Genomic DNA, 25,186 nt, shown 5'->3' with positions numbered 1-25,186 from the left:
CTGTTTTATTTATAAAAAATAATTCTTTGACTTTTTCAGGGACGACTAAATAGCTAAACTTTTTTAGAAATACCACGAGAACAATAATAAATATATCACCAAAAGGATAAGTGAATACTTGTATATTTGATAAACGTATTTATTTCTTGCTTTGAGCTTCTTTCCAAGTATTCTTACATAATAAACATAGTGGAAAATACGGTTTACGATACCTGTTTTATCACTATTTTCATTAGGGGCCACTGCAGCACGCATAAGAATAAAACTAATTATATTATTAACGTATTTAGGTATTATAAATTTCATTGGTCTTTCATAATCACATAGCAAAATAAGTCTACCAGTATCAGATTGGTTTTCAGCGTAATGGAGATATGTTTCATCAAACATCATACTTTGACCATCTCTCCAGTGCCTTTGCTGGCCATCAACAACCATTCTGCACAGATGAGAATTAGGTGTCTGAAGCCCTAAATGATAACGTAAAGAGCCTGCGAAAGGATCTCTATGTGTTACTAGCTTTGATCCTGGTGGCAAGTAAGTAAACATTGCCGCTTTTATTTTTGGTACTCTTTTTAGTAATTCTAACGTTTTAGGACAAGTCCTTACTGCTGATGGATGTGCTTTACCGTACCATTTGAGATAAAAGCGAGTCCACCCAGTTTTAAAGAAACTGTTAAACCCTGCATCATCAAGCTTATCTGAAGCCTTAATTTTACCTATTTGCCTTAAGCTTAACGCCTCATTTTTGATTATTCGCCAATTATCCTCAAGGACCTGTAATTCAGGAAAATTATGAGAATTCAAGTATGGTTTATTAGATATTTTTGAGAATATGTACATAAATACATTTATAGGTGCAAAAAAAGTAGAGTGATCTGTTAACTGACGGAAAAAAGTTAACCTTGCTTGTCCTCTATAATGTATATAAATGGCACTTATAATAATGATGTAAATTATAATCATTGGTAAACTTGCAAAAAACATCATTTTTCACCTCCAAATATTTCTTATGATGACTTAACTTTAATTAGTAGTTTTTATTTACAAGTTTTTAAATAGTTAAACAAACTTGCTAATCTAGCTAATGATACTAAAAAGTTGTACGTCATCAACTATGTTACTAATTTATTTATTTCAGCATCTTAAAATATGGGTAGATTATTTATTAAAATAGATCACCAAACAAGTTTTGGTTACAGCAAAGAGTAATAATATAGCTAAGAGAACGTAAAAGAACAAAATTTATAATTGTAGCTGTTTTTAAAAAAAATCGGGAACTTTATTGGAATATACAAATTCTATGAACAGAATTTTATCTAGGCCAAATAAAAGTATCAGCAAGAGCAATGAACTAGTGAACCATAGAAAAGCTCTGTCAGTTTTGTCAAATCCATACAAAAATCTCTAAAATACTTAACATAATAAATATAAAAATAACTAATCTTTATGTATAATTTAACCAAAACATAACTATTGTTATAAATAAAGTAATAACTTACTGATTTGAAATAGTTATTAACCAAAGGCATAAGTATGGAAAGTAATTTTATTCATTTTTATTGGGCTGGCCCAGAAGGGAAAGATGTCCCACATTTTGTATATAGAAATCTTAATATTTGGGCTAAACATTTATATACCTCTAAAAGTCTGTTTATACCTATTCTATGGTGTAATGAAGCTGTTTATAAAATTCTATCCCAAAATAAAATAGCTAATATTACTAGTTGTTTAACAAATATTTCTTTACCTACGACAAGGGATTCTGGTTTATCTATTGGTAATGATATTAATCACTATAAAAGTGGACGCCAGACTTCGTATAAAAATTTTTATTCATTATTACCTAAAGAAACAGAAGCTTTCTACGGCTTAAATTATAAATATAGCTATGAGAGCCATAAGGGTTTCAAAGAAAAGTTCGGAGATAAGGAAAAATGGGTCTTAAAAAAAGAAGTAGAAGATAGGTTTAAATGTATCCCTGTAATAGTAGTTAACTTTGAAAGTTATTTATATAATTTAGGCGAGACTGACATTGAAACGGAAAATTTTAGATTTCTATTAGAAGTTTATAAATTATACAATAAACCATATTTCTATGCTTTTGTAAAAGATACTTATAACGTTCATTTTCTTGCCAACTTTGGAGGTTTATATTTTGATATAGATTTTCTACCATTAAAAGAAGATTTTTTTAAATCGATGAACCAAATAAGAACAGAAAAGTATAATAATTCTTCATTAAACCTAATAACTTCTGAATTAAGGTATAAAAAGTTTCAAAATCAACAAAATTTTACTTTCGTATTGGTTAAATATTGTGATATAAGTGACGAATCTAAGGAAATTAATATAAGCAGAATAAGTGCCCTTAGTAAACTTAACTATAGTGAAATAGGTTCAATAGCTTCATATGATGTAGGGTTTCAAATTTGCCTTGAACCTGTAAAAAGAAAAAATTTTTACATTCCATATACACTCCTTAGCATAAGAGAAGAATTTAAAAGTGACTATGCTAACTACGAAAAGAATGTTAAAGAATACAAAGAAAAAACTCGAAAAGTATTTCCAAGTGGCTTGTTTCAAGATAATAAATACAGTGGTTATGAAGGTGTAAATGAGCTACAGAAAAAAATAAATGAACAAAATTTGAGAAAATACAGTAGTTATTTTAAAAATAATGCCTATCCTGAACAATACTATAAAGATTTATCCGACTTAGGCGATATACCAGCGCATAATTTAGTACACCATATACAACCTTTAGTTGATGTAACTACAATCGTTATAAGAGATCTTTATGATATTATTACATTTAAGGTTTCATATGATTACCTTCGTAGAAACCAAGGGTTTATAACAATAGATCAAAATTATAAAATGTTATACCTCCATTTGTTTTGGAATAAATTTACTCGTATTTATAAATACACTCCATCAACACTTATATACACAGGTTATGAAAAAATGAATAACTTTTTTAAAATAGCTGATTGCGTGAAAGATCATTTCTCAAGAAAAAGGCAAAAACTGTTTCAGCAATTCAGTAGCCCTAATATAAATGAAATTGCAAATACTAACTTTAAAATATTAAAAATTCCAAATGCCAATATTATCTTGCACCGCGATAAATGGTTAAAGCCAAAGGTATATCAAACTTATGATGGTGTGTATTCTGGTAGCACTCAAATCAAAAACTATTTTCTGAGAATTTCTAATGTAAATGGAAGAAAAATCGAGATCATAATAAATGACATCGCTAAGTATGATATAAAGTTTTATGATAACCTAGGTAACCTACTACATCAAATAGAAAAAGTTGAGCATTTTAAAATGTTATCACATAATTCTAATTCTAGATTCGCAATAGAATATAAAAAGCATAATGATAATGAATATAGATTCGTGGATATACACCAACTATCAACTGCAACAAAATGGTTAAGAGTGAATAAAGCATACACCTACCAAGAGTTTAAACAAAAATTTGACCATTTGATAAATAGATCTATCTCTCTGACTTAAGTTATTTCACTTTAAACATCTAAATTAACAACATTCAACGCATTTGACTCAATAAACTCTCTGCGGGGTTCTACCTCATCTCCCATCAACGTAGTAAACAAGGCATCAGCTTCCACAGCATCAGCTATAGATACTTGCAGCAAAACTCTATTTTCAGGATCCATAGTAGTTTCCCAAAGCTGCTCGGGGTTCATCTCACCAAGACCTTTGTAGCGTTGGACATCATGACCTTTTCTTGCCTCTTTTAATAGCCAATCTATAGCAGCTTCAAAGTCATCAACATACTCTTTACGTCCACCTCTTTCAACATACGCTCCTTTAAATGATATATCTGATAGAACCTCTCCATAGCTAATTAAATCTTCGTAATCTTTAGTCATAAAAAAGTTATTTTTGACAATATAATCTGTATCGTAACCATTTATATAATGGTTAACACCGTATGAAATCCTTTCTTGACCTTCTGCATCAATGTATTTGGATTCTATTAGTTTAAATCTTTCGTAAGACAATGCTTTTTGATTACATCTATTAACAATAGCATTCCACCATGTTGAAATATCTTCATCGCTACATTTAGGGTTATATGACATTACTCTAAGTAATTTTTCAGGATAAATCTTAGCGTATTTTTTTATCACCTTTTCAGACTTTTGGTATAGCTCATAGTAATTAGCTAATACTTGCCCAGAAATAGCATTACCACCATCAAGATATATAACTGCATTTTCAAGACCTATATTACCAAGATATTCTGCTAACGCATCCTCATCTTTGAGATAAGTTTCTTGTTTGCCACGTTTTACTTTGTATAAAGGAGGTTGGGCAATGTATAAATAACCCCTTCCAATCAGCTCTGGCATTTGTCTATAAAAAAATGTCAAAAGTAATGTTCTAATGTGAGACCCATCAACATCAGCATCGGTCATAAGAATAATTTTATGGTACCTCGTTTTATCTGGATTATAATCATCTACACCAATACCACATCCTAAGGCCTTAATTAGAGTACCTACTTCTTGCGAGCCAAGCATTTTATCAAATCGTGCTTTCTCTACATTTAATATTTTACCTTTAAGAGGCAATATAGCTTGGGATTTACGATCACGAGCTTGCTTAGCAGATCCACCTGCAGAGTCTCCCTCTACTAGGTATAACTCAGACAAAGCAGGGTCTTTTTCTTGACAATCTGCTAGCTTACCTGGTAAACCAGCTATGTCTAAAGCGCCCTTACGACGCGTCATATCACGAGCTTTTCTGGCCGCTTCACGAGCCTTTGCTGAATCTAAAATTTTCTCACAAATTATCTTAGCTTCTTTAGGGTTTTCTAATAAAAATTCTTGAAGTTTCTCATTTACCAGTGACTCCACAGCTGACTTAACATCCGAAGAGACTAATTTTTCTTTTGTCTGAGATGAAAATTTTGGATCTGGAACCTTAACTGATAGTACAGCTGCTAAACCTTCTCTTGCATCATCACCCGTTAGGTTTACTTTAAGCTTTTTATTTAAGCCCTCTGTTTCAATATAGTTATTCATAGTTCTAGTAACAGCTGCTTTTAAGCCAGATAAGTGAGTACCTCCATCACGCTGAGGAATATTATTGGTGAAGCAAAATATAGATTCTGTGTATGAATCATTCCACTGCAAAGCTAATTCAACTTGAATATCATCTTTTATACCATTTACAGCAACCACATTTTCATGTATAGGTTTCTTGCTTTTATTTAAATATTGAACAAAAGCTATGATTCCACCATCATATTTGAAAATTTCTGATCTATCGTTGATTTTGTCAATCAACTCAATTTTAACTCCAGAATTAAGAAAAGATAATTCTCTAATCCTTTTCATTAATATATCATAATCAAAATCTACAAATGAGAAGGTTTCTTTGCTTGGCTTAAAAGTTATTGTAGTACCTGTTTTTGTAGTTGAACCAACCTCTTTTAATGGAAATTGTGGCACACCATGAACATATTCTTGAAAATGCTCTATACCATTTCTATAAATAGTTAATTTCAAATTTTCTGATAGAGCATTCACCACAGAAACACCAACACCATGTAACCCACCAGATACTTTATAAGAGTTATCATCGAACTTACCGCCAGCATGTAGCACTGTTAAAATAACTTCAGCAGCTGAACGCCCCTCTTCTTTATGAATATCAGTAGGTATACCTCTACCATTATCAGATACAGATACAGAACCGTCGGTATTTATGATTACCTTAATGTCATCACAGTGTCCGGCTAATGCTTCATCAATAGCATTATCAACAACTTCAAAAACCATGTGGTGTAAACCACTACCATCATCTGTATCACCTATATACATTCCAGGTCTTTTTCTTACAGCATCTAAACCCTTAAGTACCTTAATACTTGATGAATCATAAGTTTTGTTTTCTGACATTAATAAGCTCCAAAAAATTTCTCAGTATTCTAAATATAACTAGTTAAGATTATAACACAAATAAATATTTATATTAATCGATTATAATTGTTGTTATTTTTATATCTAACCCAAACGGGTTTTCATTTAAAAAAAAGGTGCTAATATAGATAAGTAGGTTTACATACTTACATAAAAAGTGACTATTTTGAGCAACAAAAGCAGGAATACCCTAATTATAGTGGTTATTTTTTTTACCATATTGGTAAGCTTTTTATTAGGAAGGTTAACTAGTCCCATAGCAACAAAATCAATTCGTGAAAATGAATTAAAGATTCTAGAAGAAGGTAAAGTTTCTCAAACTCCTGAAAACAGTGTAAACTGTCGTCCTGGCATAAATACTAAGGTAGATAATTATGTAATTGGTTATGGTAGCCTTATGAACAAAGACTCAAGAGGATTAACAATACCAAATTCTGAATATGCTCCTCCTATACTAGTAAATGGTTTTGAGAGAATTTGGGCTTCTCGTGGTGAAAAATCTAGAGCAACGTTTCTATTAGCCATACCAAATAAAGGTTATACCCTTAATGCCATTTATTACAAAGCCTCTGCTAATGATATATTAGCTACAGATTTGCGTGAAGCTTCATATTGTAGAGTTAAAATCCCACGTAAAGATATTTTACCACTAGGTGTTAAAAGTTTACCTAAGGGTAACTTTTGGATGTATGTTAAAGACTTTAAAGACGCTGAATTTCCTACCAAAGATTTCCCTATATTACAAACTTATGCTGACGTATTTATGACAGGATGTTTGCAAACACAAGCTGCTTATCGTCTTAGTGAATTTGGACAACTATGTTTTGACACTACTTATAATTGGGATCTAGCAAACTGGCTGTATGATAGACCAAACCCCCAATACGCACGGTATTCTGCAGATACAGAAAAATACCGTTCAAAAATAGACCAAATCATCAAACGAATCGATTATAATGATGATTTAATAAAAAAACGTCAAGCACTTTAAAATTTCATGAAAGTTTCTAATAGAAAAATTTGCATAGCCCCTATGCTCGATTGGACAGATAGGCACTATAGATACATGATGCGCCTTATCACAAAAAAAACTATGCTCTACACTGAAATGATAACTTTAAACGCTATTTTACATGGCGACAAAAGTTTTTTGCTAAAATATAATGAAATAGAACACCCAGTAACCCTCCAACTTGGAGGATGTGTGCCTAAAGACTTTATTAAGTGCGGTAAATTAGCTCAAGATTTAGGTTATGATGAAATAAATATAAATGTTGGCTGCCCTAGCGAGAGAGTTAAAAAAGGTAACTTTGGATTATCACTAATGGCTGAACCAGAGCTAGTAGCAGACTGTGTTAAAGCCATGAAAGATAGTCTTGATATTCCGATATCTGTTAAGTGCCGTACTGGATATGATCATAATGATAGCTATCAAGAATTATATAATTTTGTAGCTAAGCAAACAGATGCTGGAATTGATTATATATGTATTCATGCTCGTAAAGGCTGGTTAAGTGGATTATCACCAAAAGAAAATCGAACAATCCCTGAACTTAATTACGATACTGTATACCGTATAAAAAAAGATTTTCCAAAGCTTGAAATAGGTATTAATGGTGGGATACAAACCGCAGCAGAAATTAAAGAACATCTAGAGAATGTTGATAGTGTTATGATTGGTCGCGAAGCCTATCACAATCCAATGATTTTCACAGATTTTGATAAGCTTTTTCATAACCATAATGACGATTATAATCAAATAACCCCTTTAGACGTTGCCTATCATATGGCCAGCTATATAGAAGAACAAATGAGAAAAGATCCTCTTATCAAACTTAATAACATCACCAAACATACTCTAAACTTATTCAATGGTTTACCAAATGCTAAAGTGTTTAGACGTTATCTAAGTGAAAATGCTACAAAAAAAGACTCCTATGTTGATACTTTTTTAAAAGCTTTAGAAATTTTTGAGAAACAATAGTAGTTTTTTCTAACTTAAACTGACACCAAATTGTGAAGCTAATTGCTTAACATCCTCAGGTTTTAGATCGTTGATTGACTTACCATTAATAGTTGTCTTCTTAAGCAGATCTTTTGTTTTTTTATCTAAGCCAGCCTGTTTAGCCAAGTTTTCAGCTGTTTTCTTAGCCGCCTCTGTGCTTAACAAACTAGTTAAAGATGACGTGTCTGCAGTGAAACTAACTTTGTCCAAATCACCAGAAATAGTAGCATCTAAAGTCAAATCTGAAATTTTTTGCTTTGTTTTTTGAAAACTCACAGCAACGTCAGTGAAATTTAGCTTTAAAGGTATGTCAAAACTAATATTTCTAGCATCCTTAAACTGCCATTTACCACTACCTGTGATATCTAAGCTATCTGCATCAATTCCAACTCCTTGAATACTCAAACCCTTAGCAAGCTCACCAGTTAAGTTTTTCAGATCAAAACTTACTGTATTATCAACTCCTACTTGATTTGATATAATTACACTCGCGGCTATCTTATCGTTACTTGATGATTTTACATTAATCTCTGTTGGTTTAGCTAATAGAATTGGATTTGTTGAAAGGTTCGAAACCTTGATATCATAAACCATACCATCATTTTCATAACCTTTAATATTCATGTTTTGAATAGTAAAGTCTGGAGCCTTATCGTGTAGATGCTTAGCTTGAATGTTAGCATAACCATATACTTTAGCCTGCTGGTTGATTTCAGCTGCTGTTGTTTTAGAGCTGTCACTCTGTGATTGTGTAGGAGACCTAAAGTACGCAAGAAACTCTACAACCTGTTTGATTCCTTTTGCAACATTTTTTGTCACCTTTGCTTTTTTTGTAATTTCTTGGATATCAATTTGTTGCATACTAGTGCTAACTTTTTTTATACTTTTTGTAACCTCTTGAGAGCTTTTTTCAGAATCAAAGACATTTACATTCTGAGATTTAATATATAAAGAACCTTTTTTATCTCTAGTTTTATCAAGACTAACATCTGTAACTTCGACGTTCTTAAGAGAGATCTGCTTTGTTAGTAATTTAGTTATATCCAAACTTGCATTTATAGATCCTGCATAAAACCTATCTTTATTTAAATTAGCTGGATCAGCTGCCCCTAAACCATTAATCTGAAGATTTGCACTAGCAACATTTAAGCTCATTGAGTCATAGTCAACTGTAGCTCCATTTGCTTTAGTTAACTGCTGTTTTATTATGTTTGAAACTAAAGCTGTCTCTAAAACTTGTGGAGCAAAAACTATGCCGGCAATAAACAGTATTACCAAGACAGTTCCCCAAACCCTTATAGGTTGTCTAAATTTTCTAGCTTGGACTTTTTGCCAATCAACTTTAGCAATATTTTTACCAAAAATTATTTTAGAGGCTATTTTAACACTTAATTTGCTAGTAACCTTTTGATACATTTGGCTTTGAGATTGCATACTTGCCATTTTAGCAACCATTTTTTTATAAGCTTTAGCAATAAGTACCCCAAATGCAATACCTAATATTAAAGAGACAAAAAAAGCACCTGTTACTAAATAATAATCAAAACCTGCATATGCCAAAACAGGTGTATTAACTACAGTTTTAAATATTGGTTGAGTAAAACCATCCAATAGCCATCTACCTATAGTAAAGCTTATACCCTCTAAGAGATACGACAATAATTTTGCAAAAAATGCAATGATAACAAACAGGCCTATATTTACACGCAATATCAACACTAAAACTATTATTAGTGAAAATAAAAATGGTGCATGACTAAAGCCTGGTATAAATCCAAATACAAAACCAAATATAGATACTAACAGAAGTTGTGCTGGCGTTGATGGACTGAATATAACTTTTACAAACATATCATATAGTTTATTCATGCAACTCTCCTTGATTTACGAATAGGTTTCTAATAATTTTCTACTTATACCAATTCCAACACATATTAGTACTTTCTAACTTTGTATTTCATACCTAATTTAATCCTTTGTGATAAATGCACAATTTATGTTGGAATTGGTATTATAACATCAAACACACTATACTGAATATGATAGGAAAATTCCACCAATTTAAGCTAATATTTTGAAATCCAGAACTAATTTATGGGGCTGTTGCAAGCTGGAATTAGATGGGTGGTAACAAGGCAAACACAGGAGTAAACAACAAATATTAAAAACTAATAAACACAATATAATCTATAAACATTTCTAACGTATTTTTATTAGAAAAATGTACTTAAATACGTTATCATTTACAAGGTATTGACTTAAATTTCGTAAATAGATCAAATAAGGAAAAATCAATGAACTTACATGAATATCAAGCTAAAGAGCTTTTAGAAAGTTATGGTCTAAAGGTTCAGAAAGGTATTGTAGCGACTAATCCAAATGAAGCAGCTCAAGCTTTTGACCAAATCGGTGGTAAATTTGCTGTAATAAAGGCTCAAGTACATGCTGGTGGTCGTGGTAAAGCTGGTGGTGTTAAAGTTGTCAAGTCATCTCAAGAAGCTCGTGAAGTTGCTGAAAAACTTATCGGAACAAATTTAGTTACATTCCAAACAGATGCTGATGGTCAGCCAGTAAATTCTGTAGGTGTGTTTGAAGACGTTTATCCTGTATCTCGTGAGCTATACTTAGGTGCTGTAGTTGATAGATCTAGTCGTAAAGTTACATTTATGGCATCTTCAGAGGGTGGTGTAGATATTGAAGAAGTAGCTCATAACTCCCCTGAAAAAATCCTTAAAGTAGAAGTTGATCCTTTGGTTGGTCTACAACCTTTCCAAGCTCGTGAAGTTGCTTTTAAACTTGGTCTAGAAGGTAAGCAAATCAATGATTTCACAAAAACCATGTTAGGTGCATATAAAGCTTTTATCGAATGTGATTTTGCTTTATTTGAAATCAATCCTCTTGCTGTAAGAGAAAATGGTGATATAGTTTGTGTTGATGGCAAGATCAACCTAGACTCAAATGCTTTATATAGACACCCTAAACTACTATCTCTAAGAGATAAATCTCAAGAAAATGCTAAAGAACTGAAAGCTTCTGAACATGAGTTAAACTATGTTGCTTTAGAAGGTAATATCGGTTGTATGGTAAATGGTGCTGGTCTTGCTATGGCCACTATGGATATTATTCAATTGTACGGTGGTAAACCTGCCAACTTCCTAGATGTTGGTGGTGGTGCTACTAAAGAGAGAGTAATTGAAGCTTTCAAACTAATTTTAGATGATGAAAATGTAAAAGCTGTTTTAATTAACATATTTGGTGGTATTGTTCGTTGCGATATGATTGCAGAAGCTATTATCGAAGCTGTTAAAGAGGTAAATGTGACGGTACCTGTAGTAGTACGTCTAGAAGGTAATAATGCTGAACTTGGTTCTAAGATTTTATCTGAATCTGGATTAAAGCTTATTCCTGCTGATGGTTTAGCTGATGCTGCTGATAAAGTTGTAAAATCACTAGGTTAATTAATTAAAACAGTTAAAAGGATATTAAACAATGAGCGTATTAGTTAATAAAAATACAAAAGTTTTAGTACAAGGATTTACTGGTAAAAACGGTACTTTCCACTCAGAACAAGCTATCGCATATGGCACAAATATCGTTGGCGGTGTAACTCCTGGTAAAGGAGGTCAAACTCATTTAGATAGACCAGTATTTAACACTATGAAAGAAGCTGTAGAAGCTACTGGTGCTGACGCATCTGTAATCTATGTACCAGCTCCGTTTGTAAAAGATTCTGCTATAGAGGCAATCGATTCTGGTGTTAAATTAGTGGTAATTATTACAGAAGGTGTACCAACTCTAGATATGTTAGTAGTTAAAGAGTATTTAGAAGGTAAAGATGTTAGAGTTATTGGTCCAAATTGTCCTGGTATAATTACTCCGGGTGAATGTAAAATTGGTATCATGCCTGGACATATTCATATGCCTGGTAAAGTTGGTATCATCTCTCGTTCTGGTACTCTGACTTACGAAGCGGTAGCTCAAACTACTAAGCTTGGTTTTGGACAATCTACTTGTATCGGTATTGGTGGTGACCCAATCCCTGGTATGAACCAAATAGAAGCTTTAGAGCTGTTAGAAAATGACCCTCAAACAGAAGCTATAGTTTTAATCGGTGAAATCGGTGGTACAGCTGAAGAAGAGGCTGCTGAATATATTAAGCATAATGTAACTAAACCAGTTATTGGATATATTGCTGGTGTTACAGCTCCTCCAGGAAAGCGTATGGGTCATGCTGGTGCTATTATCTCTGGTGGTAAAGGTACAGCTGAAGAGAAGTTTGCTGCATTTGAAGCTGCTGGCATTGCATATACAAGGTCTCCTGCTGAGATTGGTAAAAAGCTTAAAGAAGTTACTGGTTGGTAATTTTTTACTATTTAATCCCAAAAATAATCTTTATATCTTTTATTTATATTTCATTTAGGTTCTTTCTTATATACTATGAACAGTAAGAGTAACGTGATTAAGTGAAAACATGACAATCTCTGTCATTAAGAAATTATCCATAATAACATTTTCCTCTATCTTGGCAATGTGGATACTATATCCCTTTATCTACCCAATTCTCTTTGCTGGCCTTTTAGCTATCGTTTTAGCACCTTTACAAAAATATTTAGAAGGGTACTTAAATAAATTTAAAAGTAGTCTTTTAATAACCATAAGTATTTTGTTGTGTGTTTTCATCCCTCTAATTACTATAGTTTCGTATGCAATAAATGAAACTATACAATACCTTCAACATACTGAATCACTATCACAAACACTCACACAATTAAGTGAATATGTTAGTAAAATACCATATGCTGGTAAATATTTACAATTACACTTTAACAACATAGTAGACATAATTAAACAAGACCAGGGGCAAATCATTACCAACTTAGCTAAAGTATTGCCTGCAATAAAATATGTTAGCTTTACCTCCGTAAATTTTATAATTGATTTTTTAATCACTATACTTCTACTTTACCAATTCTTAGTAAGTAGAAATAGCTTAGAAAATTTCTTTAGAAAAATAATTTTCAACGAATTTAATGACAAGGAAAGTTTCATATCAACAACTGTAACAACTACTCGTAGAGTTAGTTTAGCTATATTCTCTACAGCGATTCTTGTTGGAATAGTTATGAGTATAACCTTCATAGCAGTAGGATTACCAAGCCCTGTGCTATTTGCATTTACTGCAGCTTTAACTTCTATGGTACCATTTTTAGTAACTATCATCTACATTGTTATAAGCCTTGGCACTTTTATATTTTATGGCGCTACGAAGGCTACCATAATCCTTATTGTTGGGTTTGTCTTGAATGCTTTTACTGACAACATCATGCAACCTAAAATCATTAACAAAGAGATAAAACTAAGCTTTGTAGCTTCATTATTAGGAATTATGGGAGGCATTCAAGCTTTTGGATTTATAGGAATATTTCTTGGCCCCATAATCTTTAATGTTGCTTACATTGGCATTGAAAAACTTACTGATGATAAACAAACTTTATAAATAAAGGTTTAATAAAAGAAATATATGTAAATAACTACCAAACAGCTTGCACAAGGTTTCCTGCTGAGAACGGCAAAAAGCTGCTGCATATTTTTCTTAAAACTAATCTGCAATACAGCCAACCCCTGTACTGTTATAAGCATTATTCATTGCCGCATAAGTATCACCACTACTCCAGCTACTACCATACATTACAGTTCCATTGCTTCCAGTTACTCCAGAAATACGAACTACCCGATCTGGTGCAAGATCAACCATTTCTTGAGTAACATGGTAACCTGTTTCACAAGTAAATCTTAGCTTACCACCTTCTGCAGCTACCGTTGCTACATTTTTTTTATCACCACTGTAACCCACGAATGATGCCGCTATTTCCTCTGCTGTTTTTGTGGTTCCTTTTGGAACTTCATATAAAACAGATATAGCGTTACCTGTTGTTACATCCTCTGTAGATGTTGCTATCACCTTACCATCTAAAGATACTTCCAAGGTTACTGTGTAAGTTGCATTTGCTACTGGGAAAAAATAATTTATCTCTTGGCCTGTACCAATTTCTGTACCATTTACTTTCCAAGTAAAGGTTGCATTATCTGGTATTCCAGTATCTGTTATGTCAGCCGTAAAACGGTAATTTAATCCAGAGATTACTTCAGAGACTATCTTAGGAGCTCCATACTCAACTGTAAAAGTCTTTGTAAGGCTTATCTCTTGAGTAGTACCATCGGGATTAACTATGCTCCCAGAAACACTTATTTCTTTTGATCCCACAGAATCAAATACATATCCTGTAGGGTTTGCTGTATCTAAACACACATCATTTTCACATGCTGTTAACCCTGCATCTAACATTTGCTGAGCTGAGGCATAATCTCCTCCTGATATATTCCATGTGACATCAAACTGTGTACCTTCAGCAGCTCCTACAGGCTCTGATTTTAATACTTGGTCAACGTGTTTACCTAGCACATTTGTATATCTAAGTAAATCAACATCATCCACTACCACGCTACATACTACGCTACTACAGTCGGTAACTATCTGATACTCTTTTACTTTTTCTGATGAGCCACAACTACTTAATAATGAAGTCGATGCTAGTAGAGCTACCACCTTTATTAATTTCTTATTCATAATTACCTCCATGCAATAATAATTTAAAATAAAATATTTGTATTTTTTATTAATATTCACAATAAAATATTTTATCTAAAATTTTTTAATTTCAACAAATTTTAGCTAAATTTTAAGCTTAGGATGCAATATGGCAATTTATTTAGTTATTAATAAAATAGAAATGATTAGTATTAATAAACTTAGCAGCAGAACAGCTAATTTATGGCAACAAGGAGATCAAGTATGTTTGTTATACTAAGGATAAAACATTTCTATATTGTAATTATCCTAAGCAAAACAAATACTTGTAAAATTTTATTTTTTTATATACTAAAATATAATATAATTTAATTATAGTTATTAATTAATACCCATATTGTCTCTTTTAATATTCTGCTTGTGTATTTAAAAAATTTTTTATGGAAGTAATATTTTGCAACAATTATAAGGACTTTAAAAATGCTTAGCTACGTAACCTTAAATAACTCGCAAACCCCTCCACAAAACTTAAAACTTTCCGGTAATGATAATGATAAAACCTCTTGCTCCATCTGCCTAGATAACTTTACGTTTTCAGAATTTAATAATTCAAAAATATGTATTACTACATGCGGTCACTTTTACCATAAGAATTGTATTGAACAATGGTTGAAGAGTAATCACACGTGTCCTCTCTGTAAAAAAGAATTACTTAAATGGGATTATGAGGTTGAGCTGCCAGTAAACCCTATGGATCAAAATTCTCGAAAGGTATGGTTTAGAGACTTAATTAGAGCAATTGAGCTTGATCACATTATCACAGATGACGAACCAGAAATCGGAAAAGAATTCGGAACGTTTACTGTAGCTAACCTAAAAATAGTAATCAACAATGCTACACAGAACTACTTAACATGGCGCAAAGGAATATTTAGAGTAAGAAATATTAATCATTTATTTAATCACTGGGGCGATAAGGGAATAAATAGAGCAAATAATCTTAATAATAAGGTTCAAGCCTGGGGTAACAACAACGATCATGACCTTCATGATGCAATTAGTTTGTTCAAATACATTTGTAAAGAAATAAAGTATTTTCCATGCAGCGAACACTCATATACAACATTTATATTAAATGCTTTCAAAAGGGATTTTAAATCAATAGGAAAGCATATGAATTCTGTCAACTACTTCTCTCAAGAACCAAATGTCTCGGAAGAACGTAAAAATTTACTTAGTTCCAAATTAGAATTCATACTTAGATTAAAAATGAATGGAAGAAAAATAAAAAAAAGCGGTCAGCTAAGGGCTAAAATAGTTGGAGAAGAAATAAACCTTTCTAGTTTTTGGAAAAAATGCTTTCCTGAATCTCCAGTATATTCCGAATATCATCAGAATATATCTTTAAGCAATAGAAATAATTTTTTTCACTTCCATGTAATAGGAGAAAAATTAAGATGTTTAATAGATGAACGAATATCGATAGAACCACAAGTAAATTTCCTTATCATTGTTGCAAATAGCTATGATGATTATTATAGATTATATGAAAAAATAGGTAACTTAAATAATATCCCTATAGTACTTGTCAAAGTTCAATAACTATACTATTCACTGCTATTAACGGTAGTACATTTTTCACACTTGTACAACATAACTATATTTTTATGATCAGCTTTAATAGCTAACTCAACTGGAACCTGATAATAAAGTTCTCTACATTATTAGTAACTTAATTTACAAATGCCAGATGAAATATGGTATCTTCGTTTTTGAGTAAGTTGGATATAATAATTGCATAAGATTTATGTTAGTAAAATTAAATGATGAAGGATTTTAGTATAACTATGATTACTTTAGAAATATGTATTGATAACCACCAGTCAATTATACATGCTCAAAGGGCTAAAGCTGATAGGCTAGAGCTTTGCTCTGCCCTTGGAGTTGAAGGGCTTACGCCCTCACCTAGCTTAGTAAAATTTGCTAAAGATAATTTCACAGGCTCATTGCAAGCTATGATTCGTCATCGAGCTGGTGATTTTTATTATGATGAAACTGATCAACAGATTATGCTTGATGATTTGCAAATGATGCTTGAACTAGATGTAAATGGGATTGTGATTGGAGCCTTAACAAAAGAAAATAAAATCGATAAAGAGTTCTTAGAACCATTTATTAAACTTACAAAGCAAGCCAATAAAAAACTAACTTTTCATAGAGCTATAGATTTAACAGCTGACATACACACTAGTATAAAAGAGATCATTGATATTGGTTTTGATAGAGTTTTAACCTCTGGAGCAGCTACAAGTGTAATAAAAGGATTACAAACTATAAAATCTCTACAACAAGAGTTTGGCTGCCAAATACAAATAATGCCTGGGGGTGGTATTAACTCAAATAATATAAAAGAAATTTTAGATACCACAAAAGTAACAAATATCCACTGCTCTGCTTCCAAAAAAATATTAAGAACTGCTGACTTTAGTGTTTTTCCTCAGTCAGCTTTAGAGATTAAAATTAGTCAAGAAAATGAAATTAAACTAATCAAATCTATGCTATAGCTTTTACATTTGCAATTTAATTACCTTCAAAACCTCTTATATTTCTTAAGTATTTAAAATTTATTTTGTTTTAAATAAATTTTATTTAAAATTTTTAGCTTACGTGTATAATATTTTAATTATATGTTTTGAATAGATTATAATAGATTTTGCCATATTTACTGAATTTATTTACAAAAATAGTCTCTTTCAACATAAGGATTAAACAAAATGAATGAATATAAAACACTAAGCTATAGCGAACTCTTGGCTCATAAAGATGAAGAATGTTGTATTTGTCAAGATCTCATATACCATGACAAAAGTAAAAAAGACTCTAGAGCATGTGAAACTACATGTTGTAAACGTTTATTACATATAGCATGCATAGAAAAATGGGTATTTGATAATTCTACTTGTCCACTTTGCAGAGCACCTTGCACCTCACCATTGATCAAATACTATCATGATGTCAAACTTCCCGGTGGCTACATGGCTCCAGATGCGCGGAAAGTATGGTTTAAATCTATTATAGACGAAGTTATTCCTGGCTATTTTGATCTACTCGAAGAACCTCAAACAAATGTGAGTGGAACGTTCACAGTAAGCAAAATAAAACTAGCTATTAGTGAAGCTTCCTGGAATTACTTAGAATGGCGTAAAAATAGGGGTTTAAATTACTTTTGGCATTGCACTAAGAAAGGGGCAAATAGGGTCGAGAATCTTAATCATATAGTTTCCACTTGGAGTGGCATTGATCCTAAAGAATTGTTTTCTTTGATTTGCAAAGAGATAAGAGATTACCCTAGAAAAGATCATTCATATACATCATTTATATTAAACAGTTTTAGCAAAATGAAGCCTATAAGTCTTTATCTGAATGATTATGATGACTATACTGCCGGAACACTAGAAGTACGTGATAAACGCGAGTACTTACTTACTAGAGGATTAGAGGATATACTTGGAGCAATGTGTATTAACTCTCGATTTTATAAAAAAGAAATGTTTAAGGGCAAACTACATGCCAAAGTATTTGGAAAAAAAACAAACCTCAAAATATTCTGGAACAAATGCTTTAGTACTTATCTAGATAATACTAAGCAAGTAAGCTTTGCGAAAAGTGATTTGTTTGTAACAACAAATCCTGATCTGGCAGACTTAACACATACTGGAATTCAACCAGAGTCTCCAGAAGTAGATTTCATTATTATCGTTACAGACGGATACGAAGATTATGTAGCATGGAATAAGGCGCTAAGCCATAATAATATTCCTATAGTGCGTGTTGTAATTAAATAACTCAATATATCCATTATACATCACTAGTATAGTACATCTTCCACATTCTTAGCAATAGGGCTATGTCTTTATGACCCACGTTACTAGCAACATCAAGTGGGCTAATGTTATCTTTAGTGACAACATCTAGATTAGCACCCTTTTCTAGCAGTAACTCAACTATGTCTTTATGCCCTTTTTGGCATGCAATGTGTAAAGGAGTGCACCCATTATTTTCAATAATGTTTAGGTTAATACTCTTATGACTCAGTAATAATCTGACTATATCTGTATAACCATTCTTGCATGCAATATATAAAGGTGTAGATTCATCACTTTTAGAAAAATTTGGGTCAACGCTCTTATGGCTTAGTAATAATCTGACTATATCTGTATAGCCATTTTGACAAGCAATGTATAAAGGAGTTAGTTCACTATACTTAGTAATATTTATATTAAACCCCTGGTCTAAAAATAACTTAACTATATCTGTATGGCCATTTTGACAAGCAATACAAAATAAATCACGACCGCTAGGGTAGATTTGCTTTATAACTTTGTTAACCAAGTCTTTCCTATAAGTTTCAAACCCAAGATTTTTTTTTAAACTTTTTCTAATTATTACAAATATTTTCTTCATTATGCTAGTATAGTTATTTCTATCAGCTAATTTTGTCATCTCACTTTCTTTATAGCTTTTACGCGCTGGTAATAAATTTTCAACACTCGTTATTAAAGTTAGTTCTTTGCCAATATATGAAAGCATAACCTCTAAATTTTCATAGCAATTTATCATTTTTAGAGTATTAAACACTTTATCATAATCATATGCATTAAATATATGACTATTTACCCTTATATATGTTTTAAACAATCTAATAATTTCTTCTTTTACATTTATGAAATTCAGCGCACTAGCACTATTTTCATAGATGCCAGATTTAGTAAGATGGTATTTTGGATGTACATAAACTGATAGGTTTAAAGCTAATGAATTTGAAATGTCTTTATTAAATTTAAATTGTTTAAACACTTTATCAGATAGTAGCACGTAACCATAAGAGTTAGCTGTAAACTTACTAGCTTCAACCTGGTTATTATGCATATTATTAGCATCATATAATAGTAAGTAACCATTTTCGAAACTTATTGCTATAGCGTGATTAACACTTCCTAGAAGAATGTAAAACTGGTACTTAGATACTACACACTTCGTAATTAAAGATTTTAAAATCTCTGCATACTCTGACATACTACCATAAAATGGCTCATTATATATTTCTAGTAGTGGAGAGTCTCCAGTAGAACCCAAAGCCCATCCATAAGCACTACGATGCGACAATCCCTGATTTACTATCCATGGAGATATTTTAAGTACACTTTGGGATTTTATGTTATTATATTCAGGCCCCTCAAAGAAGGTGTTATAAGGACGGTGATAGGCTAATAACCCATCTAAAAAAGCTCTTATGGATATTACCAAATCATGATCATAAAGGGCGCGTCTATAAAGGACCGTATATTCAGCTAAATCTTTTTTTATATAAGAAGTTGCTTTTTGCTGTAAAGCAATATGCCCTTTTATTATATCACTAAGCTTCTGATGAGCATTAGAATAGTCTTTAGTAAGTAATCCAAGCCTTGCATAAAAAGTTTTAGTATCTCCTATTAAGCAAGCCTGACCCCACATGGCAGCAAGACCAAAACATAATCCTGATGGTAAACATAAAAGACTATAATAATCTCCCCAGTTGCAGTTATCAGATATATCTTTTATATTTTTGATTAAACCTTCGTAGTAAAACATATTTTTAAATAATTTTTATTGTTATTTTAATATAAATAAAACTTAAAAAAATATATTGGTGTTTAATTTTATAATTATGACTCGAACTAGTGACTTTATCATGACTTTATAACAAATACATTTTTATAAATTCAGTACCATATAACTTTATGCTATAATTGTTTCAAATAATGAATTTATTATCTGTATAGAAAACATGACAAATCATCATAAACTAATCATTTTAGGATCTGGTCCTGCTGGCTATACTGCAGCAATATATGCAGCTCGTGCAAACTTAAACCCGGTAATAATCACAGGTATGCAGCCAGGTGGTCAACTTACAACCACTACAGATGTGGATAACTGGCCAGGTGAGCCTGATGGTATTATGGGTCCTGACCTAATGGAAAAACTTCAAAAGCAAGCAGAAAGGTTTGAAACCCAAATAACTTATGACACAATAAACTCTGTAAGTCTACAAGATAGACCTTTCAAATTAGTTGGTGAATTAGAAGAATATACTTGCGATGCTTTAATCATTGCTACAGGAGCTACAGCTAAATATCTTGGTTTAGAGTCAGAAGAAAAATTCATGGGTAAAGGTGTTTCAGCTTGTGCTACTTGTGATGGTTTTTTCTATAAAAATAAAGATGTAGCCGTAATTGGTGGTGGTAACACTGCTGTGGAAGAAGCTCTATTTTTATCAAACATTGCCAAATCTGTAACTTTAATACACCGTAGAGACACACTTAGATCTGAAAAAATCCTTATCGATAAACTAATGGAAAAAGCTAAAGATGGTAATGTGAATATCATCTGGGACACTACATTAGAAGAAGTACTTGGCGATGATACGGGGGTTAACGCTCTACGTGTTAAAAATGTCAAAACTAATGAAGAATCTAAAATTGATGTAACTGGCGTATTCATTGCCATTGGTCACACTCCAAATACTGGTATTTTTAAAGATCAACTAGAGATGGAAAATGGCTATATCAAAGTTAAATCTGGCTTAGCTGGTGATGCTACTCAAACAAACATCAAAGGTGTATTTGCAGCTGGTGATGTGGCTGACCATGTTTATAAGCAAGCTGTAACTTCAGCTGGCACAGGATGCATGGCTGCTTTAGATGCTGAGAAGTATTTAGATAATTTAACTCAATAATCTTAAACTTCATTTTACCTAGAGTGCTTGAAAAAAGACTGCGTATTGTTCTTTCACTACATAATACCAATTCCAAATGTCCAGTCATTCCGGACACCGATCCGGAATCTCACCGCCTTGCCCATATTTAGGAGATCCGTCAAACAAGTTCAGGATAACTTTAAGTTTACCTCCCTCTCAAAAAGAAACCATCCAACTGAGCAAAATTCAATTTCACCCAAGTTGGTCGACCATGATTACATTGTCCTGAGTTCTCGACTGTTTCCATTTGTCGTAAAAGATGGTTCATCTCTTGGATACTAATTTTATCATTTGCTCTGACAGCAGCATGGCATGACACTGTTGCAAGAATATGATTTAGATAAAATTCAACACTTTTTGTTTTACCAGAAGATGTAAGCTCCGTAGCAACGTTAGAAATTAAATCATGAATATCTTTACTTTTAACATATATAGGAACAGCTCTTACTAATACAGCGTCATCTGCTACTAGCGAAATTTCGAAACCTAGCTTTTCAAAAACTTGTATATTTTCATCAATAGTGGCAACTATATTACTAGATAACTGACAAGTTAGAGGCATTAGCAAATTCTGTTTAAATTTATCAGCATCTGCATGCCAAGTTTTTTTCATTTCCTCATAGAGTATTCTTTCATGTGCTGCATGCATGTCTACAAGCACAACCCCATCATCAACTTGTGAGAGTATATATATACCATGAATCTGACAAATCGCTTGACCTAACCCACCTTCTCTCTTAGGCTGGTTAATATGAAGTTCATTTTTACTATTGTCGTTATTATTATTCTCAGTTACCGCATATTCAAATACTTCAGATGTTGGTTGCGTATCTTCAATTACAGAGATATCCAAACTCATATTCCCAATATTAAGGGGGTTATTTACTGATACTTTTTTTTGCTGCAACTTATAATTTAAATCGTCATTAGTAGTCTGTACATCTGCACTAGTAGTTATAGCTTTGTTAATTTTGCCAAAGAGAAAGTCATAAATAAATCGCTGATTCCTAAACCTGACTTCACTCTTAGCAGGATGAACATTAACATCAACCTCTTTATAATCCATATCTAAATAAAGCAAAAATGCTGGATACCTATTACCATACATTACATCCTTATATGCGGTTTTTACTGCATGGCTTACAATCTTATCCTTGATAATACGTCCATTAAGATAAAAACTCTGCATATCAGCTCTAGCTCGATTATAACGAGGACTTGCTACCCATCCCCATAAGTGTGCATCTCCTACATTTTCATCAATATAAATAGCATTCTCAATAAACTCTTGACTGTATAAATCAAGTACACGATTATATTTAAGTTGAATATCTTCAGCCGCTATTAGGTTTTTTATTTCTTTGCCATTATGGATAAATTTGAAGGATACACCAAAATAACATAACATATATTTTTTTAGTAAATCATAGATGTGTAAAAACTCTGTATTATCTTTTTTTAAAAATTTACGGCGTGCTGGTGTATTATAAAATAATTCACTAACTTCTATAGTTGTTCCTGTGACATGCGCTGCTGGTACGACTTCGTTAGAGTAGTTATTAATCTGCCAAGCATCTTGTGCGTGTATATGCTTAGAAATTATTTTTAATTTTGAGACTGATGCTATACTTGCCAAAGCTTCACCCCGAAAACCCATACTTGCAACCGCCTCAAGCTCGTCTAGTGTATATACTTTACTGGTTGCATGAGCCACTAGAGCTAAAGCCATATCTTGCTTTGTTATACCATTACCATTATCACGTATTCGTATAAATGATTTGCCACCATCTTGGATTTCAATAACAATATTTGATGCTCCAGCATCTATAGAATTCTCGACTAACTCTTTAACTACAGATGATGGTCTTTCTATTACTTCACCTGCTGCTATTTGATTAGCCAAATTTTGTGGCAATATTTTTATTTGACGATAATTATTCATTTAGATAAAAACTAACTTGAAGTCACTAAAAGTAGATTATAGAGATTTAACAGAGAAATCTCTATCTTACACAGAAACAATTTTAGGTATTATTATAAATTTATACTGGTTTCTTCACCCCAAAATCATAATTATAGCATTCTTCAAATAATTTTTGGTTTATCACTTTACCATCTTTATCCGTATATGGGTAAACACCAGTTCCCTCATTTAACCCACACTTTTGTTTGGCTTGCTCATATTGAGATTCTGTAATTCTCTTCCAGTGAGCATTCTTACCAACAGCGTACCAACCGCTTCCCTTATATGCTCTTGCAAATAGAGTCTCCCCACCATCTTGTACTTGAGCTTTAGAATTGTAAGTTTTACCATCATTAGGATTTATCACTCCACCTTTATCAAATTCAAGACTTTTGTCAGAACTATTTGTATTTTCCTGAGGTTGCAAGTTTCCAGCAAAAACAAGTCCTTGCATTAGATTATTACTTGCATCGGTATAGTTATATTTAAACCCATTAACATCACCTTTACCACAAATATCACAATGGACTGGTGCCGGGACAATCTTATTATTAACAATCTTCATAACTGGCACAACTATCTTCATTTCAAGTGTACCTTTATCTCCATACTTATTATCTTTAGCAAAATAAGTTTGGACAATACCTTGAACTTTACCATTTCCAACATCCTTATCCTCATCGAACTGAACCCAGTAGCCTACTGGTGATAGTTTGTCTTCTGGTGCATTTTTAGCATCTTCTGCATATACTGAACTAACAGAAAAACCAGCTAATACGACTAAAGATAGTAGTTTAAATTTTTTCATTTTTTCTCCTTAACAGAACTTCGTGAACAAACAGTCCCCTTTACTGATAGTAACAAAGATAATGTTTTTATTCAAATAACTTATTTTTGCGAAGCAAATTTAGTAAAAGAAGTTTATAATTAAAAAACCTTAGATTAATACTTTAAATAATATTTTTTTGAAACAGCAAGGAAAAATTATAACCAACTTTGGTGGCAATCTCATTGTTAGATTAGAAGATAATCAAAAGGTTTCCTGTCTACTAAGAAGCCACTTGAAAGGAGAATTAACGGTTGGAGATAATGTAATCGTTGATTATCTGGATACAACCTATATAATAATTGATCTTCTAGAAAGAAGAAATCTTATATCTCGTCCTAACTCCTATCAACGTAAAAATAAAAATATCGCTGCAAATATAGATCAAGCTATTATAATTATTTCTCACTCTCCAGCTCCTGTTGAACACTATATAGATAGATACCTAGCGGCTATACATAGTAGTGATATCATACCCATTATAGTCATAAATAAAATTGATAACCAAAGCGAATCAGACAAACAACATATACAACAATTAGCTGAAATTTATGAATCTATTGGCTATAAAATCTTATATATATCAGCAAAAGATAATATTGGCATAAAAAGTCTACTACATACCCTAAATGGTAAAACTTCTATATTTTTAGGTCAATCAGGAGTTGGTAAATCTGAAACTTTAAATACTATTCTAGGTGAACAAATTACAATTACAAGTCAAGTATCTGACTCAACAAAAAAAGGACGCCACACCACCACCTGCTCCACGCTATATGAAATAAATGAAACCACTGCTATTATCGATTCTCCCGGTATTCGAGAGTTTGGTTTATGGAATATATCCCAAGAAGAACTTTTTGATGGCTTTTTGGATTTCAAAAAGCACAAAGGTATATGTCAATTTAGAAACTGCTCTCATGAAGAAAACTCAAAAGGATGTGAAATAGTTAAACATCTAAAAAATGGTAATATAAATAGACTACGTTATACAAATTATCATCGGATCTTAGCTGAGATAAAAAATAAATAAAGGGACTG

General features: G+C 32.1%; 18 protein-coding genes. 11 read left to right on the top strand and 7 right to left on the bottom strand.

Annotation, left to right across the window (positions count from 1 at the left end):
• Window positions 1-63: 63 nt before the first annotated feature.
• Window positions 64-990, bottom strand: coding sequence for an aspartyl/asparaginyl beta-hydroxylase domain-containing protein (locus tag E4K63_RS02685; protein ID WP_133941321.1), 927 nt, complete (start codon window positions 988-990; stop codon window positions 64-66).
• A 546-nt stretch (window positions 991-1,536) separates the two neighbouring features.
• Between E4K63_RS02685 and E4K63_RS02680 the strand changes: the two genes are divergently transcribed.
• Complete coding sequence (locus tag E4K63_RS02680; protein ID WP_133941323.1) at window positions 1,537-3,525, top strand: hypothetical protein; 1,989 nt, start codon at window positions 1,537-1,539, stop codon at window positions 3,523-3,525.
• A gap of 11 nt (window positions 3,526-3,536) precedes the next feature.
• Here E4K63_RS02680 and gyrB read toward each other — a convergent pair whose 3' ends face one another.
• Complete coding sequence (gyrB, locus tag E4K63_RS02675) at window positions 3,537-5,942, bottom strand: DNA topoisomerase (ATP-hydrolyzing) subunit B (protein ID WP_133941325.1); 2,406 nt, start codon at window positions 5,940-5,942, stop codon at window positions 3,537-3,539.
• Between the two features lie 187 nt (window positions 5,943-6,129).
• On the opposite strand from gyrB, the gene chaC reads away from it, so the two are divergent.
• Together chaC and dusA are read left to right on the top strand one after the other, a co-directional pair.
• Window positions 6,130-6,954: a gamma-glutamylcyclotransferase ChaC gene (gene chaC, locus E4K63_RS02670; protein WP_133941327.1), complete on the top strand. Its 825-nt coding sequence runs from the start codon at window positions 6,130-6,132 to the stop codon at window positions 6,952-6,954.
• Window positions 6,955-6,960: 6 nt separating this feature from the next.
• Window positions 6,961-7,947 carry a tRNA dihydrouridine(20/20a) synthase DusA gene (dusA, locus tag E4K63_RS02665; RefSeq protein WP_133941330.1) on the top strand — a complete coding sequence of 329 codons (987 nt, stop codon included), beginning with the start codon at window positions 6,961-6,963 and terminating at the stop codon, window positions 7,945-7,947.
• A gap of 9 nt (window positions 7,948-7,956) precedes the next feature.
• Here dusA and E4K63_RS02660 read toward each other — a convergent pair whose 3' ends face one another.
• Window positions 7,957-9,837, bottom strand: a complete 1,881-nt coding sequence (locus tag E4K63_RS02660) for a TIGR03546 family protein (RefSeq protein ID WP_133941331.1) — start codon at window positions 9,835-9,837, stop codon at window positions 7,957-7,959.
• Window positions 9,838-10,262: 425 nt separating this feature from the next.
• Here E4K63_RS02660 and sucC point away from each other — a divergent pair, with 425 nt between their 5' ends.
• The 3 genes from sucC to E4K63_RS02645 all read left to right on the top strand — a co-directional run bounded on the left by sucC (window position 10,263) and on the right by E4K63_RS02645 (window position 13,465).
• Window positions 10,263-11,426, top strand: a complete 1,164-nt coding sequence (sucC, locus tag E4K63_RS02655; RefSeq protein ID WP_133941333.1) for an ADP-forming succinate--CoA ligase subunit beta — start codon at window positions 10,263-10,265, stop codon at window positions 11,424-11,426.
• 31 nt (window positions 11,427-11,457) lie between these two features.
• The gene (gene sucD / locus E4K63_RS02650) at window positions 11,458-12,330 is read left to right on the top strand and encodes a succinate--CoA ligase subunit alpha (RefSeq protein ID WP_133941335.1); all 873 of its coding nucleotides are present in this window, start codon (window positions 11,458-11,460) and stop codon (window positions 12,328-12,330) included.
• Window positions 12,331-12,439: 109 nt separating this feature from the next.
• Window positions 12,440-13,465 (top strand): AI-2E family transporter, encoded by a 1,026-nt coding sequence (locus E4K63_RS02645; protein ID WP_133941337.1) that lies wholly within the window; start codon window positions 12,440-12,442, stop codon window positions 13,463-13,465.
• Window positions 13,466-13,567: 102 nt separating this feature from the next.
• Here E4K63_RS02645 and E4K63_RS02640 read toward each other — a convergent pair whose 3' ends face one another.
• A complete protein-coding gene (locus tag E4K63_RS02640) occupies window positions 13,568-14,596 on the bottom strand; it encodes a DUF3281 family protein (RefSeq protein ID WP_166666887.1) in 1,029 nt (342 codons plus the stop codon).
• A gap of 441 nt (window positions 14,597-15,037) precedes the next feature.
• Here E4K63_RS02640 and E4K63_RS02635 point away from each other — a divergent pair, with 441 nt between their 5' ends.
• From E4K63_RS02635 to E4K63_RS02625, 3 genes are all read left to right on the top strand, one after another.
• Window positions 15,038-16,159 carry an RING-H2 finger protein gene (locus E4K63_RS02635; protein WP_133941341.1) on the top strand — a complete coding sequence of 374 codons (1,122 nt, stop codon included), beginning with the start codon at window positions 15,038-15,040 and terminating at the stop codon, window positions 16,157-16,159.
• 245 nt (window positions 16,160-16,404) lie between these two features.
• Entirely contained in the window at window positions 16,405-17,121 is a 717-nt protein-coding gene (locus tag E4K63_RS02630) for a copper homeostasis protein CutC (protein ID WP_133941342.1), read from the top strand.
• Window positions 17,122-17,331: 210 nt separating this feature from the next.
• On the top strand, window positions 17,332-18,402 hold the full coding sequence (locus tag E4K63_RS02625) for an RING finger protein (protein WP_133941344.1): 1,071 nt from the start codon (window positions 17,332-17,334) through the stop codon (window positions 18,400-18,402).
• Window positions 18,403-18,415: 13 nt separating this feature from the next.
• Here E4K63_RS02625 and E4K63_RS02620 read toward each other — a convergent pair whose 3' ends face one another.
• Entirely contained in the window at window positions 18,416-20,188 is a 1,773-nt protein-coding gene (locus tag E4K63_RS02620; RefSeq protein WP_133941346.1) for an ankyrin repeat domain-containing protein, read from the bottom strand.
• A 196-nt stretch (window positions 20,189-20,384) separates the two neighbouring features.
• On the opposite strand from E4K63_RS02620, the gene trxB reads away from it, so the two are divergent.
• Window positions 20,385-21,335 (top strand): thioredoxin-disulfide reductase, encoded by a 951-nt coding sequence (gene trxB, locus E4K63_RS02615; RefSeq protein ID WP_133941348.1) that lies wholly within the window; start codon window positions 20,385-20,387, stop codon window positions 21,333-21,335.
• A gap of 166 nt (window positions 21,336-21,501) precedes the next feature.
• Here trxB and mutL read toward each other — a convergent pair whose 3' ends face one another.
• The gene (gene mutL / locus E4K63_RS02610) at window positions 21,502-23,298 is read right to left on the bottom strand and encodes a DNA mismatch repair endonuclease MutL (RefSeq protein ID WP_133941350.1); all 1,797 of its coding nucleotides are present in this window, start codon (window positions 23,296-23,298) and stop codon (window positions 21,502-21,504) included.
• A 100-nt stretch (window positions 23,299-23,398) separates the two neighbouring features.
• On the bottom strand, window positions 23,399-24,127 hold the full coding sequence (locus tag E4K63_RS02605; RefSeq protein ID WP_133941352.1) for a DUF2147 domain-containing protein: 729 nt from the start codon (window positions 24,125-24,127) through the stop codon (window positions 23,399-23,401).
• Between the two features lie 157 nt (window positions 24,128-24,284).
• Here E4K63_RS02605 and rsgA point away from each other — a divergent pair, with 157 nt between their 5' ends.
• A complete protein-coding gene (rsgA, locus tag E4K63_RS02600) occupies window positions 24,285-25,178 on the top strand; it encodes a ribosome small subunit-dependent GTPase A (RefSeq protein ID WP_133941354.1) in 894 nt (297 codons plus the stop codon).
• Window positions 25,179-25,186 lie beyond the last annotated feature (8 nt).

Origin of the sequence: Allofrancisella inopinata (assembly GCF_012222965.1) — a bacterium.
Lineage (GTDB): Bacteria > Pseudomonadota > Gammaproteobacteria > Francisellales > Francisellaceae > Francisella > Francisella inopinata.
This window is presented reverse-complemented; position numbering and strand designations above follow the sequence as displayed.